This window comes from Thermococcus sp. MV11, assembly GCF_012027285.1.
Taxonomy (GTDB): domain Archaea; phylum Methanobacteriota_B; class Thermococci; order Thermococcales; family Thermococcaceae; genus Thermococcus; species Thermococcus cleftensis.
This window is the reverse complement of the sequence record NZ_SNUD01000004.1, coordinates 11,928-25,211: the sequence shown is the minus strand read 5'-3', so window position 1 is coordinate 25,211 and position 13,284 is coordinate 11,928. Positions and strand designations below refer to the sequence as shown.

At 55.6% G+C, this 13,284-nt stretch carries 13 protein-coding genes; 8 read left to right on the top strand and 5 right to left on the bottom strand.

The genetic code is table 11. From position 1 onward, the window contains the following. Positions 1-171 precede the first annotated feature (171 nt). The gene (pfpI, locus tag E3E27_RS09620) at positions 172-672 is read right to left on the bottom strand and encodes a deglycase PfpI (protein ID WP_167774431.1); all 501 of its coding nucleotides are present in this window, start codon (positions 670-672) and stop codon (positions 172-174) included. Positions 673-743: 71 nt separating this feature from the next. Beyond that, positions 744-1,196, bottom strand: a complete 453-nt coding sequence (locus E3E27_RS09615; protein ID WP_014789218.1) for an Lrp/AsnC family transcriptional regulator — start codon at positions 1,194-1,196, stop codon at positions 744-746. A gap of 116 nt (positions 1,197-1,312) precedes the next feature. Between E3E27_RS09615 and E3E27_RS09610 the strand changes: the two genes are divergently transcribed. Next, positions 1,313-2,479, top strand: a complete 1,167-nt coding sequence (locus tag E3E27_RS09610) for a GTP-binding protein (protein WP_167774430.1) — start codon at positions 1,313-1,315, stop codon at positions 2,477-2,479. On the opposite strand, the gene E3E27_RS09605 is transcribed toward E3E27_RS09610, so the two are convergent. Then, a complete protein-coding gene (locus E3E27_RS09605) occupies positions 2,476-2,958 on the bottom strand; it encodes a hypothetical protein (RefSeq protein ID WP_014789216.1) in 483 nt (160 codons plus the stop codon). The genes E3E27_RS09610 and E3E27_RS09605 overlap by 4 nt on opposite strands. Before the next feature lie 178 nt (positions 2,959-3,136). On the opposite strand from E3E27_RS09605, the gene E3E27_RS09600 reads away from it, so the two are divergent. From E3E27_RS09600 to E3E27_RS09570, 7 genes are all read left to right on the top strand, one after another. Continuing rightward, complete coding sequence (locus tag E3E27_RS09600) at positions 3,137-3,316, top strand: hypothetical protein (RefSeq protein ID WP_014789215.1); 180 nt, start codon at positions 3,137-3,139, stop codon at positions 3,314-3,316. Continuing rightward, positions 3,313-4,929, top strand: coding sequence for a sodium/proline symporter (locus tag E3E27_RS09595; protein ID WP_167774429.1), 1,617 nt, complete (start codon positions 3,313-3,315; stop codon positions 4,927-4,929). The genes E3E27_RS09600 and E3E27_RS09595 overlap by 4 nt, the downstream gene beginning before the upstream one ends. Before the next feature lie 152 nt (positions 4,930-5,081). After that, positions 5,082-6,587 (top strand): FAD-dependent oxidoreductase, encoded by a 1,506-nt coding sequence (locus tag E3E27_RS09590; protein ID WP_167774428.1) that lies wholly within the window; start codon positions 5,082-5,084, stop codon positions 6,585-6,587. Next, positions 6,577-7,737: an FAD-binding oxidoreductase gene (locus E3E27_RS09585; RefSeq protein WP_167774427.1), complete on the top strand. Its 1,161-nt coding sequence runs from the start codon at positions 6,577-6,579 to the stop codon at positions 7,735-7,737. Before E3E27_RS09590 ends, E3E27_RS09585 begins: the two co-directional genes overlap by 11 nt. A 59-nt stretch (positions 7,738-7,796) precedes the next feature. Next, the gene (locus E3E27_RS09580) at positions 7,797-8,858 is read left to right on the top strand and encodes a galactokinase (protein ID WP_167774426.1); all 1,062 of its coding nucleotides are present in this window, start codon (positions 7,797-7,799) and stop codon (positions 8,856-8,858) included. Positions 8,859-9,048: 190 nt separating this feature from the next. Then, the gene (locus tag E3E27_RS09575) at positions 9,049-10,440 is read left to right on the top strand and encodes a hypothetical protein (protein WP_167774425.1); all 1,392 of its coding nucleotides are present in this window, start codon (positions 9,049-9,051) and stop codon (positions 10,438-10,440) included. Positions 10,441-10,549: 109 nt separating this feature from the next. Then, entirely contained in the window at positions 10,550-11,785 is a 1,236-nt protein-coding gene (locus tag E3E27_RS09570) for an MFS transporter (protein WP_167774424.1), read from the top strand. Here E3E27_RS09570 and E3E27_RS09565 read toward each other — a convergent pair. Together E3E27_RS09565 and E3E27_RS09560 are read right to left on the bottom strand one after the other, a co-directional pair. After that, positions 11,769-12,311: an RNA 2'-phosphotransferase gene (locus E3E27_RS09565; protein WP_167774423.1), complete on the bottom strand. Its 543-nt coding sequence runs from the start codon at positions 12,309-12,311 to the stop codon at positions 11,769-11,771. The two genes, E3E27_RS09570 and E3E27_RS09565, sit on opposite strands and share 17 nt — an antisense overlap. Before the next feature lie 37 nt (positions 12,312-12,348). Continuing rightward, a complete protein-coding gene (locus E3E27_RS09560; protein ID WP_167774493.1) occupies positions 12,349-13,203 on the bottom strand; it encodes a hypothetical protein in 855 nt (284 codons plus the stop codon). Positions 13,204-13,284: the final 81 nt, after the last annotated feature.

Genomic DNA, 13,284 nt, shown 5'->3' with positions numbered 1-13,284 from the left:
GACATTCCCCCTGACTTTTCTCTTTTCAAGCCTCGCCCTTCAGGACGGGGAGAAGGTCAGGTCGCCAACCACGCCTTCCCCCGGTACCCGAGTCGCATCGTCATCGACCTAATCAGGAAAGTGATCAGCCGGCTCCTAATGGAACTCGAGGGAATGAAAAAGGAACAAACATCACCTGAGGAGCTTCACAAACTCCCTCATCCAGGCGTGCAGGTCGCCGGGGTGCCTTGAGCTGACCCAGTTGCCATCGACGACGACTTCCTCGTTCACCCACTCGGCGCCGGCGTTCCTAACGTCGTCTCTAATGGTTATCGTGCTCGTTCCCTTCCTCCCCCTCAGCACGCCGGCTGAGATGAGTATTTGCGGCCCGTGGCAGATGCTAGCTACTGGCTTTCCGGCCTCGAACATCTTCCTGGTTATCTCGATGGCCTTCTCGTTGAGCCTTACCCTTTCCGGGGCCTTTCCTCCCGGCAGAACGAGGGCATCGAACTCGTCCGGGTCAACCTCGTCAAAGGCGAGTTTTGCCTCCACGGAATAGCCGTGCTTGCCGGTTATGGTCCCCCTCTTGAAGCTCGCCACGTAAACCTCGTGCCCTTCCTCCATCAGCCTGTGGAGGGGATAGATAAGCTCCAGGTCTTCGAACTCGTCCGCACTGAGAAACAGCACCTTCATATGACCACCCCAGTTATAACGTTCAGAGGGGAATGGAAAAGGTGCTTATAAGGATTTTTGGGCAAAAATGGTCAGAGAGGTAGCTCGGTTGTCTCCTTGTGTATCTTAAGCGCCACCATCGTGTGGGTGGCGACGACGCCATCTATCTCACCAATGGTGTCGAGGAACTCGTTGAGCTCGTCGCTTCCCGACGTCCTTATCTTCACCAGCATGTCGTAGTCGCCTGTGGTCTCGTAGATCTCAACTATCTGGGGGTACTGCTTCAGCTCGTTTGCCACGTGCGAGTACATTCCAGCCTTGGATTTGATGAGTATAAAAGCCAGTATCTTAAAGCCCAGTGATTCCGGATCAAGGATAACCGTGAACTTTCGTATTATGCCCCTGTCCTTGAGCTTCTTTATCCTCTCGTAGACCGTAGATTCGGCCAGACCCACCTCCTTGGATATCTCCCTCAGGGGCGTCCGGCTGTTCTTCTGGAGTATCGCGAGTATCTTCCTATCGGTCTCGTCCAAACCGGTTCGCATGAGCATCACCGCCAGTAAAAAATTTTCGAGAGATTATATAAATTTGCCGATTTCAAAACCACAGCGTTTATAAAACGCCCCTCGCCTCTTAATTCAGAGCTTCTGGGGGGTCAGCGATGCCAACGAACGTGACAGCGGAATACCTGGCGGCGGAGGAGGAGTACAGAAACGCAAAGACTATCCCTGAGAAGATACGCGCCCTCGAAAAGATGTACGCCACCGTGCCAAAGCACAAGGGGACTGAGAAGCTCCGCCTCCAGATAAAACGCAAGCTGGCCGAGCTCAGGAAAGAGCTGGAGAAGCAGAGGCAGATGAAGAAGGGCGGCGGCGGGCCCTCGATGGCCGTCCGAAAGGAGGGCGCGGCACAGATAGTTCTCGCGGGCCTCCCCAACGTGGGCAAGAGCTCGCTCATGAAGGCCCTAACCAACGTCGATGCCGACGTTGCCGACTACGCCTTCACGACCGTGGAGCCGATTCCCGGAATGCTCCACCACAGGGACGTCCAGATACAGCTCGTCGAGGTTCCTGGCCTCGTTGAGGGAGCTGCCCTCGGAAAGGGCATGGGACCGCAGCTGCTGAGCGTTATCAGAAACGCCGACGCGATAGCGATAGTCGTTGACCTCTCCCAGGACCCGGTGAAGCAGATGGAGACCCTTCTCAGGGAGTTCGAGAGGGCGGGGATAAAGCTCAACAAGCGCCGCCCGAGGGTTGAGATAAAGAGAACCGCGATGGGTGGGATAGTCATCAATGGCCAGGAGAACATCAAGGGCGACATAAGCGAGGTCATGAAGATGCTCCGCGAGGAGAGAATCCACTCGGCAGAGATAACCGTCAAGGAGCCCGTAACGCTTGAGGAGTTCGCCGACGCGCTCGATGAAAGCCTCGTCTGGAGGAGGGCGATAATCATCGCCAACAAGGGCGACGCCCCGGGAAGCAAGGAGAACTATGAGAAGCTCGTTGAGGCCTACGGGGACCGCTTTAAGATAATCCCTGTCTCCGCGAGAAAGAAGATAAACCTCGACAAGCTGAAGGACGAGCTATACGAGCTGGCCGGTATAATCCGCGTCTTCACCAAGAGCCCCGGCGAGGAGCCGGCCTATCCACCGGTGCCGCTGAAGAAGGGCTCGACCGTTATGGACCTGGCCGAAAGGATCCACAAGGACTTCGCCAAGAACTTCCGCTACGCTCGCGTGTGGGGCAAGAGCGTCAAGTTCCCCGGCCAGCGCGTTGGGGCCGACCACGTTCTTGAAGACGGTGATATCGTGGAGATTCACGCCCGTTAGCGACAGAACGGCCCCCTGCACTTCCTCCCGTCTTTTCCGACCAGGGAATCCAGCCTGAACTCCTTCCCGTCGAGGCTGTCCATTATCAAGTTTTCACCGTCCCTCTCGAAAATCCAGAAGACCTTGTAGGCCCTCTCGTGGCGCACCACCTCTATCCTTGGAAGCCACCAGGAGATTACCCTCGAGTTCCCCCAGGTTATCGCGCTCTCTAAGGCCTTCTTCTCGGCCTCGTCGTAACCAACCAGCGGCTCCATTACCTTGTTCCCCTCTACGTCCCACTCGTAGAGCTCTATGAATCCGTCTCCCCTCTCGGCCCCGAGGCGGTAGAGGTCCACGTAGGCGAAGTAATCCAGCACCCTGTCGCTTTTACCGAGGCGCCTGTAGAAGAGCCGCAGGTGGAAGATGTGGTATGGATAGAGCACGAAGTCAGGGTTTGAATGCTCTGGCTTGAATATCGGCCTCATGACTTTAACTCTCATCTGACACACCAATAAATGTAACGCGAGGGCCTTATTAACGGTTGCGCAGGTTTTGTTTCATTCCCCGAATATTCCATCTCGACTTTGGAATAATTCAACCAACACATTTATATTTGCAAAATGCGTATGAGGTGTTTGATGTCCTCTATAGGACATCGATGTATTGGGGTGGTGTAAAATGGGGCTGAGTGGTGAAGCCTGGGCAACCCTGCTGGTTCCGACTTTTTTGGGCATCGCAACGATGCTTCTCTACGGCTTCTGGGACAAAATAACCGGCAAGGAGTACTACGTGGACGACGAGATCCTGGCCTACGATGAGGACCTGATGAAAACCCTTGAGGAGGAGGGTAAGGCATGAACACGGAGATACTCCTCGGTTTCCTGTTCTACCTCGCCCTTCTGGCCTACATCGGCTGGTGGGCCAACAGGTACACCAAGACCGAGGATCAGTACTTCGTCGGCGGCAGGAAGGTCCACGTTTTGGCGGCGACCCTATCAGACAAGGCGAGTGACTTCTCAGGCTGGCTGATGCTCGGCTATCCGGGGAGCGCCTTCAAGGCAGGCCTAGGTGCTTTCTGGGCAGGAATCGGCTGTCTCTTCGGAACGCTGGCAGACTACGTCCTCATCGGGCCGAGGCTCAGAATCTACGCCGGTAAGTTCAGGGCCATAACGGTTCCGGACTACCTTGAGGCCCGCCTGAAGGACGACACCAAGCTGATAAGAATCCTGAGCGCGCTGATAATCCTGATATTCATGACGGCCTACGTTGCGGCGCAGTTCACGGCCGGAGGAAAGACCTTCGCCGAGGGCTTCGGCATAAGCGACAACACCGGAATAATCATAACCGTCATAATCCTCACCGCCTACGTCATCACCGGTGGCTTCTTCGCCGTCGTCTGGACCGACGTCGTTCAGGCAATGTTCATGCTGCTGACCCTGATAATCGTTCCCTTCCTGGCGCTGGCGGAGATAGGCGGCCTGGACAAGGCGACGCAGATAATAGCCCAGGCCGACCCGACGAAGCTCGACCCGTTCGGCGGCGCGACCGGTCTGGCGGCGATAGTCTTCGCGATAGGCTACGCTAGCTGGATAGTTGGCTACCTCGGACAGCCGCACATAGTCACGCGCTACATGAGCGTCGAGGACCCGAGGAAGCTCAGAAGGCCCGGAATCTTCATCAGCGGCACCTGGACGATACTCGTCCTCTGGGGCGCCTTCTTCGCGGGCTTCCTCGGCTTCGCGATGTACCAGGCTGGAATGCTCCAGGTCAGCGACCCGGAGAAGGTCATTCCCGCCATGGCCGTCGAGCTGATGCCCGGCTGGCTCGCAGGATTTGTCATAGCAGGGATAATCTCGGCCGTCATGAGCACCGCCGACTCCCAGCTCCTCGTGGCTTCCTCGGCCATAGCGAGGGACTTCTACCACAAGGTCCTCGGCAAGGACGTCGGCAAGAAGCAGATGGTGAACATCTCGAGGCTCGTAGTCGCTGGCGTCGCCCTCGTCGGCCTCTGGTTCGCGCTGACCGGCAACAAGGTCGTCTACGAGATGGTCGCGACTGCCTGGGGAGGACTGGCCGTGGGATTCGGACCGATACTCACGCTGAGCCTCTGGTGGAAGGGCGTAACCAAGGAGGGCGGAATAGCCGGAATGGCCTACGGTCTGGTCAGCGAAGTTATCCTCGAGGCGAAGGTATACGGCTGGGCCTTCAACCCCGACGCCCCGGGATTCTTCGGCACGATCGGTTCATGGTTCAACGGCATACCGGTGTTCTTCATCAACTTCTTCGTGACGCTGTTCATCATAATCCTCGTCAGCCTCTTCACCAAGCCGCCCGAGGACGTCGTCAGGCTCCACGAGGAGATATTCAGGAAGGTTCCCATCGAGGCGGGGAAGAAGAGCATCACCGAGACCAGGGCCAAGAGCCAGGTCGAGAACGTGGCTGAGTTCGTCCTCACTAGGGGCCTTGCCTGAGTCCCTCTATTTTTCATTTGGAGCATGACGTTCCGCCCCCGGAACGCTGAATCGCCCAACCTTTGGTTTTAAACCATTTTTGGTCAGCCTAACGTTTATAAGCACTGGTGTATAAAGGAGAGCGCCGATTGTAAAATCCTCGGGGTGGGAGCATGAGACCGCTCGACCTTACTGAGAAGGAACATTCTAGAAAGGTCACCATCTACTTTGAAGGAAAACCCTACGAGGCCTATGAGGGGGAAAAGATTACCGTCGCACTCCTCGCTAACGGCATTTACTGGCTCACCACCAGCACGGAGGGACGGAAAAGGGGGGCCTTCACCTTCGGTCCGGTGCCAATGGTGGTGAACGGGATCAAGAACATCAACGCGCGCAAGACCAAGGTTCGTGACGGCATGAGGCTGGAGAGGCAGGGCTACGGGGACTTCCAGGAGACCGTTGAGATCGACGAGGGCAAGCCGGTTGGAAGACTGGTCGTAGATGTGGCCGTCATCGGCGGCGGCCCGGCGGGAATAGGGACTGTCCTGGAGGTCCAGGAACACCTCACCGTCGCCATAATAGAGGAGAAGGGCTGGCTCGGCGGCGACCTCTGGCTTAAGGGCCTTCCGCAGGAGGGTTTTGGAGAGAAGAAGCCCCAGGAGGTCGTTAATGAGCTTGTCGGGAAATTCAACGAGAACGTCCGGGTTTTCAAGGGCACGATAGCCCTCGGGGTCTTCGACAAGGGCGAGTACTTCCTCGTGCCGATAGTCACTGGACAGAACCAGCTCATCGAGATAATGGCGAAGCGCGTCGTTCTGGCCGTCGGTGCCGTGGATAACATACTGCTCTTCGAGAACAACGACTATCCCGGTGTCTTCAGAAGGAGCGACGCCCTGGAGGTTATCAACGTCTGGGGAATCGCGCCGGGCAGGAAGGTGGCGGTGGTCGGTGCCTTCCCCGAGGAGATCACCGCCGAGCTTGAGCGCTGGGGGATAGATTACGTAGTCGTCCCCAATCCGAAGCGCGTCGAGGGGAGGGAGAAGGTCGAAAGGCTCATTGACATGAACGGGCACTCCTACGAGGTCGATGCGGTGATAGTTGCCGATGGAAGAAGACCCGACATAAACCCCATCACCCAGGCAGGTGGAAAGCTGAAGTTCAAGCGCGGCTACTACGTGCCGGTGCTTGACTCCCAGCACAGGATACGCGACGGCATTTACGTGGCGGGAAGCGCGGTCTCGATAAAACCCCACTACGCCAACTACCTCGAGGGCAGGCTCGTCGGGGCGTACATTCTAAGGGAGTTCGGCTTCGAGGCGGAACCCTGCACCTACGAGGAGAGGCTGAAGGACTACGAGCCGGTGGCGGTTCCCGTTCACAAACTCCCACTCGACGAGTTCAACGGCGATGATGTCCAGATATGCGGTTGCGACGTCTCGCTCGGAAAGGTGGACAACGTCGTGAAGTCAGGCATAACCGACCTGCAGATAATCAAGCGCCTAACGCATTTAGCGATGGGCTTCTGCCAGGGCCGCTTCTGCCTCTTCAACGGCGCGGTTGTTGTTTCGCAGAGGACTGGAACGCCGATGGACAGGCTCGACATACCCGTCGCGAGACCGCCCCTTAAGAACATTAGAATGAAGGTCACCGCCGAGGGGGTGGAGGAGTATGCCGAGTAAAGAGCTCCCCGGGAGGAGCGATATCGTCATCATCGGTGGCGGGATAGTCGGGGTAACGCTCGCCCATGAGCTGGCGAAGCGCGGGGAGGAGGTCACCGTCATAGAGAAGCGCTTCATAGGTTCAGGCTCGACCTTCCGCTGTGGAACCGGCATAAGGCAGCAGTTCAACGATGAAGCGAACGTCCAGGTTATGAAGCGCTCCGTCGAGCTGTGGAAGAAGTACAGTGAGGAGTACAGCTTCTCCTTCGAGCAGACGGGCTACCTCTTCCTGCTCTACGACGATGACGAGGTGGAAGAGTTCAAGCAGAACATTGCGATTCAGAACAGGTTCGGCGTCCCGACGAGGCTCATAACGCCGGAGGAAGCCAAGGAGATAGTCCCGCTCCTGGACATCAGCGAGGTGATAGCTGCCTCCTGGAACCCAACCGACGGAAAGGCCGACCCCTTCTACGCCACGGCCGCCTTTGCCCTCAACGCCGAGCACTTCGGGGCCAAACTCGTCGAGTATACTGAGGTGAAGGATTTCATCGTTGAGAACGGTGAGATAAAGGGCCTTAAGACCAGCAGAGGGACAATAAAGACGGGCACCGTCATAAACGCCACCAACGCCTGGGCGAAGCTCATCAACGCGATGGCCGGGATAAGCGTCAAGATACCGATAGAGCCCTACAAGCACCAGGCTGTCATAACTCAGCCCATAAAGAAAGGCGCAATAAGGCCGATGGTCATCTCCTTCAAGTACGGCCACGCTTACCTGACCCAGACGGCCCACGGTGGCGTAGTCGGAGGAGTCGGCTACGAGCTCGGGCCGACCTACGACCTCAACCCGACCTACGAGTTCCTCCGCGAGGTAAGTTATTACTTCACCAAGATCATACCGGCACTGAGGGAGCTTCTCATACTGAGGACCTGGGCCGGCTACTACGCCAAGACACCGGACAGCAATCCCGCAATCGGGAAAATCGAGGAGCTGAGCGACTACTACATTGCCGCCGGTTTCTCCGGCCACGGCTTCATGATGGCCCCGGCGGTGGCTGAAATGGTCGCTGACCTAGTGACGAAGGGGAGAACGTCCCTCCCGGTTGAGTGGTACGACCCCTACCGCTTCGAGAGGGGAGAGCTCAGGGGAGAGGCCCTCCAGATGGGGTGAGCTTTCCTTTTCTCGCCACCCTTAAATATTTTCGAGCCCAACTTCCATAGGGGAAGTTCATGTACCGCGTTGATTCTCCCGGCAGGGTGAACCTGATAGGGGACCACACCGACTACGCCCTCGGATACGTCATGCCCGTGGCAATAAACCTCTACACCGTTCTCCACGCCCAAAAGGACGAAAAAGCCAGGGTTTACTCCCAGATTTTCCGGGAGGTGAAGGAGTTCGACCTAGAGGACATCAAAAAGGCCAACGATTGGGCTGACTACGTTAGGGGGATCTTCTGGGTTCTGAGGGTGGAGGGGTACAAAGTTGGCGGAATGAGGGGAATCCTTGGGGGCGATCTACCGATCGGTTCGGGCCTGGGTTCCTCGGCGAGCATAGAGATTGCTGTTTTGGCTTTCCTCAACGGGGCCTACGGGCTGGACCTCCTCCCAATAGAGATGGCCCTTCTCGCCCAGAAGGCGGAGAACGACTTTGTCGGAGTCCCCTGCGGGATACTCGACCAGTTCGCGGTCGTCCACGGAAAGAAAGAGCACGTCATATTCCTCGACACGGACACGCTGAGGCACGAGTACATCAGGTTCCCCGGCGACGTTCAGATTCTCGTGTTCTACACAGGGGTTAAACGGGAGCTGTCCTCCTCCGCCTACGCAGAGAGGAGGAAGGTCGCCGAGGAGACGCTCAGGCTCCTTGGAAAGAGAACCTCCAAGGAGGTCGAGGAGCGGGAGCTCAGGAACCTCCCCTCCCTTTACCGGCGATTCTTCGGGTACATCGTCAGGGAGAACCGGCGCGTCCTTGAGGCCAGGGACGCCCTAGAGAGCGGCGACCTCCAGAGATTCGGCGAGCTGATGACTGCCTCGCACTGGGACCTGGCGAGGAACTACGACGTCTCGAGCGAGGAGCTGGACTTCTTTGTAAGGAAGGCGGTCGAATTCGGTGCCTACGGGGCCAAGCTGACCGGCGCCGGCTTCGGCGGCTCGGCGGTGGCCATAGTTCCGGAGGAGCTGGCACTGGACGTGGCCATGAGGGTGACCGACGAGTACGTCAGGCACTTCAACTGGGAGCCTGACTACCACCTCGTGAGCCCGAGCGATGGAGTGCGCGTGAGGAAGGTCTGAACTTCTTCTGACCACTGATTTCCTGACTTTCCGCCCTGAAGGGCGAGGCTTTCAAGAGAAATGTGACGTAGAGGCACTGTAGTCCATCATCGATTATCCATATGTTGGCAAGCAATTAAACAACTTTATGCAGTAAAGTTTATAAAAAATGAATTTGAAAAATTGATTGAAAACTTTACAGGGTGATACTATGAAACTCAAAATCGTGGGAGTCTTGTTGCTGACCCTACTGTTAACCTCCACCCTTGGCATGACGGCAACGGACTTTCTTAGTGTCGAAAGAACTTACCTCCAGGGAGGCGCTAAGGTCTTCATATTCCAACCCTCCCCCGAGGGAGGGGTAAAACTCCTCAAGCAGGGACACCTCAGCGGTCTCGTGACTCTGAGGACGGAAAGCAAAAAGTGGCGCGAAGCCGAGACTACTGAAAACCTACACGCTGTACCCACCCCGCTCGCAATATACATCACAAAGGACGGAAAGGTTGGAGTAAAAAGCATTCAGCCCGGAAAACCCCTCGAATTGAAGGGAATGTTCCCAATCGAGGAAGTTGCGGAACCCTATACCAAGCCGGGGCTGAGACTCCCGATAACGGCAAGACTGAAATATAAACTGCGCTCGCTTTTGGGCACATCGTCCTGTCCTTGGGGCTATGAGGAACTCAATGACAGATACTGCATAATCGAAAACTGGGAGTACCTTAAAGACTCATACTACGCTGACTCAAAAACCTTCACAGAATGGATCCCCTTCATGGGATTGAAAGTCAAAACTGGAGGGTATAAAGAAATAAGAAGCATCAGCGCTTCATGGGGTATTCAATTAACAACAAGTACAAATTCAATGTGGAGTCTAAGCATAGACGGAATACCTGTCCTAGACTTTGGAAATTCATACTCAGGCTCAACGCTGAAGGTCAGCTATGCGCCAGAACACGTAATAGAAACTGAGAACGGTTATTTGGACAGATACCTAAATCTCCCATTGAAGTACGTGGTCGTTGTTTACAACATTCCAGTATACGACAAGTGGAAGAAGGAATACGCCAGCATCCCCATTGCCGAAGTTTATCCCTTGGAAGTTATGATGAGCGGAGAATATAACGTCGGGGAAAGCGACCTGAACAGGAACCACTTACTAACGGATTATCTCCCGAATTCTCACTTTCCAACAAGTAACATCAAGGCAGAAATAAAAGTGGCCAAAACGGATTCCCGTGGTTCGTATCCAAACCTCGTGTTTGATTTCCAGGGGAGCTCCGGATACAACTTCTATTCTACTCCCCTAGGGGGTTCCGCGGCAAATTGGCTCTGGAGCAAACTTCCCGGAATCGGAACATTATCAATAACTTTCAGCTACTCATCAACGTCTCAATCAGTCGCAACGTATCGCATTGATATAGAGGAAGGGGCACCCAACCGGGCTTACTACGCCTCAATACTCAAAAGGAACCTCACACTCACTAACAGCAACAACGTGGAAGCCGCAATGTACTTTGCCACTGTAGATGACGGCCAGGATTCTCTGCCCCCATGTATTGGAAACTTCTGTTCCAAATCACTTGATCCAAACACTGAGAGATGACGTCCCTCTCTTTTTGTTCTGAAACCCCTACGTAGCCATGCGAATGGCACGTTTCCACATACATGTTCCCGGAGGAAGTTTTATAAGAGGCTTTCCGTAGGGCCGGCCGATGAAGAGGGAACGGGCTATCCTCCAGGGGCGCAGGGAGAAGGCAGGAAAGCTCAGGCGGCTAAAGGTGAAGAGAAAGAACGTCCTCTTCCTAGCGGTCTCCATGTTCCTCGCCAATGTCTCCTTCGGAATGGCCTTCCCGTACCTGAGCGTCTACATGCGCCTCATCGGCGGAACGATGCTCATGGTAGGTCTCCTCAGCGTGGCCTTCAACCTGACCTCCACGGCCTTCCAGTACCCCTTCGGCTACCTCTCCGACTCCACCAGAAACAGGAAAGGCTTCATAGCCCTCGGCCTCTTCTCCACGAGCTTCTTCTACGCCCTAATGGCCCTGGTATCGACTCCCCTGGCCCTACTCGCCCTGAGAACGGCTCAAGGAGCGCTCGGCTCGGCAATGATGCCTGCCAAGTCGGCCCTCATAGCGGAGCTTTCCACGAGGATAGGCTCGGCCTACGGCCTCTTCTCAACCGTTGAGAACGCCGGCTACATGTCCGGGAACTTCCTCGGCGGCTTCCTTGTAAAGAGAATCGGAATAAGGGGGATATTCGTGCTTTCCGGCGTTCTGCTGGCGGTTTCCGCGGTTATAGCCCTGGCTATGCGCGAGAGACCACGGCCGAAAAGGGCGCCGAGGCTTCTCCTGATCCCCCAGGAAGGGCGGGAGAGCGATAGGGCGACCGTCGGAAAGAAAGCCCTGGGAAGGCTGATGAGGGGCCACCTCGGAACCTTCTACCTCAGCGTCCTGCTGATGATGGTAGCCAGCGGCCAGGTTTACTCCGTAGTCCCGGTTTACTTCGGCGAGACCTTCGGCGAGGAGTGGGTCGGCCTGCTCTTCGGCATCGATTCCCTCGCGGCCGCCCTGAGCGGCTACTACATCGGGAGGCTCATCGACAGGTACGGGGCCAAAAGGTTCTACCTCCTCTCCATAGCCGGCTACGGTATCGCTTTCCTCGGTTACGCCTTCGCGAAAAGCATCTACCTAATGCTCCCCGTTGCCTTCCTCTCGGGCGTGAAGTGGTCCATGACACTGAATTCGGCCTCCACTTACGTCGCCGAGCGGGTGAGGGTGAGCGAACGCGGCCAGGGGATGGGCCTGCTGAACGCGATGATGAGCCTCGGCTGGGTCCTCGGCCCTCTCCTCGGGGGCTACCTATCGGGGATAAGCTTTACCCTGAACTTCGTGAGCACGCTGATTCCCCTCGGGCTGGCCTTCGTTTTGGCCCTCAGACTGCCAGGGTGATGCACTCCGGAGGAACGCGCTCGACTATCCTGACGTTCTTTCCGGCTCTGTAGATCCTCAGACCCCTTCTCCTCAGACAGTCGGCGTCTATTACCAGAAGAACCACGTCCCTCCCGTGCCTCCTGCCCGTTTCGATTGCCTCACTTTTGCTCGTCGTTAGGTGAACGAACTGCCGCTTCATCGGTTTGAGTCCTTCTTTCAGAATCCGCGTGAGGTTCCTCCTCGGCGTTCCGTGGTAGAGAATTCTGGCCTCCCTATCTTCTTCGTGGTTTAGAGAGACCGGAAAGCTGTGGCCGTAGCGGGCGCGGATTTTGTCTCCTCTAATCTCGTAGCGGCCCTTCGCATCGCGGGCGACTATCTCCCTAACGAACTCCTCGGTGACATCGGGATAAACGCTCCGCAGGGCACTCACTAGGTCTTTGAGGGGCACAAAGCCCCTGGCGTCAGGTTTAAGTCCGAACTCCTCTGGAGAGTGGCGCAGAATGTAGGCCATCAGCTTGCTGACTTTTCTTCTGCTCGGAAACATCGTGAAAAGTTAGAAAGAAGCTCCAAAAAGCTTTCCCTCACGCACGGTAAGAAAGGGGCTTTTTGACAGGCTTCTTGACGTTTATGTCCCTAACAACGAACTCATCGTAGACGTGGCCTTTTTCATATACTTCAAATCCCTGACCGTAGATGTCCTTGCCCCAGATACGGATCTCCATTTGATAGGTTATTCTGCCTCCGACAAGAACGCCATCCCTGAACCTGACCTCAAGGATGCCGTTGGTAACGTTGAACGTCATGTTCGCATTGGAGCCTATGAACAGCTTAGTCATGGCATCGAGGTCTTCCTTTGTTATCTGATAGTAAAGCAGCTGCGTATCGTTTTCGATGGTTGTGTTGGATGGTTCTTCCTGTAGATACTTTGCCACGAAGCTCACGATGTTGTATTCCCAGGTGAGGTTTAAAATGGTCTCCGGATCAATTCCGAGGGTCTCGTTCGTCATCTTCTGCCATGTTCCGCTTGAAAAGACATAGATTTCGTCGTCCTTTATAATCTGGCGCGAGAAAACGGCGGCCCCTCCCGGAAATGTCCTGGTCGTAGTGTTGACGTCGGCTTCCTTGCTATCAAGATCGATATAGCCCTTCCGTTTGTAAATCACAGTAACGTTGCCTTCATCCCGGGTAACGTTCCCCTGAGAGATCCTGACGTGAAGTATCATGCTTGTGTTTTCGAGGTAGGTGAACTGCTTTATACTCCTCATGTTTTTGAGGAGCTCCTCCGTCGGGTAGTGCTTGGGCTGGAGGACTACTTTTGGGGATGATGTGTTTGACGTTGCCGCGGGCGTAGTGGATGTCCCCGTGTTCTCCCATATACATCCAGCACCAATTCCGACCAGAAAAACGACCAGCAACAGGATGCCGAGCTTTTTCATGCTTCCCACCACCTCTATTGCTCCTCAAATCTTAAATAACTTTCATTTATCGCATGCTCCACCGGGTAAGATTGTCTGCCT

What these genes read in the sequence shown, in the direction of transcription:
- E3E27_RS09590 (WP_167774428.1), top strand. Translation starts at nt 5,082, where the DNA reads ATGAGACCGCTCGACCTTACTGAGAAGGAACATTCTAGAAAGGTCACC.
- E3E27_RS09595 (WP_167774429.1), top strand. Translation starts at nt 3,313, where the DNA reads ATGAACACGGAGATACTCCTCGGTTTCCTGTTCTACCTCGCCCTTCTG.
- E3E27_RS09585 (WP_167774427.1), top strand. Translation starts at nt 6,577, where the DNA reads ATGCCGAGTAAAGAGCTCCCCGGGAGGAGCGATATCGTCATCATCGGT.
- E3E27_RS09605 (WP_014789216.1), bottom strand. Translation starts at nt 2,958, where the DNA reads ATGAGAGTTAAAGTCATGAGGCCGATATTCAAGCCAGAGCATTCAAAC.
- E3E27_RS09615 (WP_014789218.1), bottom strand. Translation starts at nt 1,196, where the DNA reads ATGCGAACCGGTTTGGACGAGACCGATAGGAAGATACTCGCGATACTC.
- E3E27_RS09565 (WP_167774423.1), bottom strand. Translation starts at nt 12,311, where the DNA reads ATGTTTCCGAGCAGAAGAAAAGTCAGCAAGCTGATGGCCTACATTCTG.
- E3E27_RS09610 (WP_167774430.1), top strand. Translation starts at nt 1,313, where the DNA reads ATGCCAACGAACGTGACAGCGGAATACCTGGCGGCGGAGGAGGAGTAC.
- E3E27_RS09560 (WP_167774493.1), bottom strand. Translation starts at nt 13,203, where the DNA reads ATGAAAAAGCTCGGCATCCTGTTGCTGGTCGTTTTTCTGGTCGGAATT.
- E3E27_RS09570 (WP_167774424.1), top strand. Translation starts at nt 10,550, where the DNA reads ATGAAGAGGGAACGGGCTATCCTCCAGGGGCGCAGGGAGAAGGCAGGA.
- E3E27_RS09575 (WP_167774425.1), top strand. Translation starts at nt 9,049, where the DNA reads ATGAAACTCAAAATCGTGGGAGTCTTGTTGCTGACCCTACTGTTAACC.
- E3E27_RS09580 (WP_167774426.1), top strand. Translation starts at nt 7,797, where the DNA reads ATGTACCGCGTTGATTCTCCCGGCAGGGTGAACCTGATAGGGGACCAC.
- E3E27_RS09600 (WP_014789215.1), top strand. Translation starts at nt 3,137, where the DNA reads ATGGGGCTGAGTGGTGAAGCCTGGGCAACCCTGCTGGTTCCGACTTTT.
- pfpI (WP_167774431.1), bottom strand. Translation starts at nt 672, where the DNA reads ATGAAGGTGCTGTTTCTCAGTGCGGACGAGTTCGAAGACCTGGAGCTT.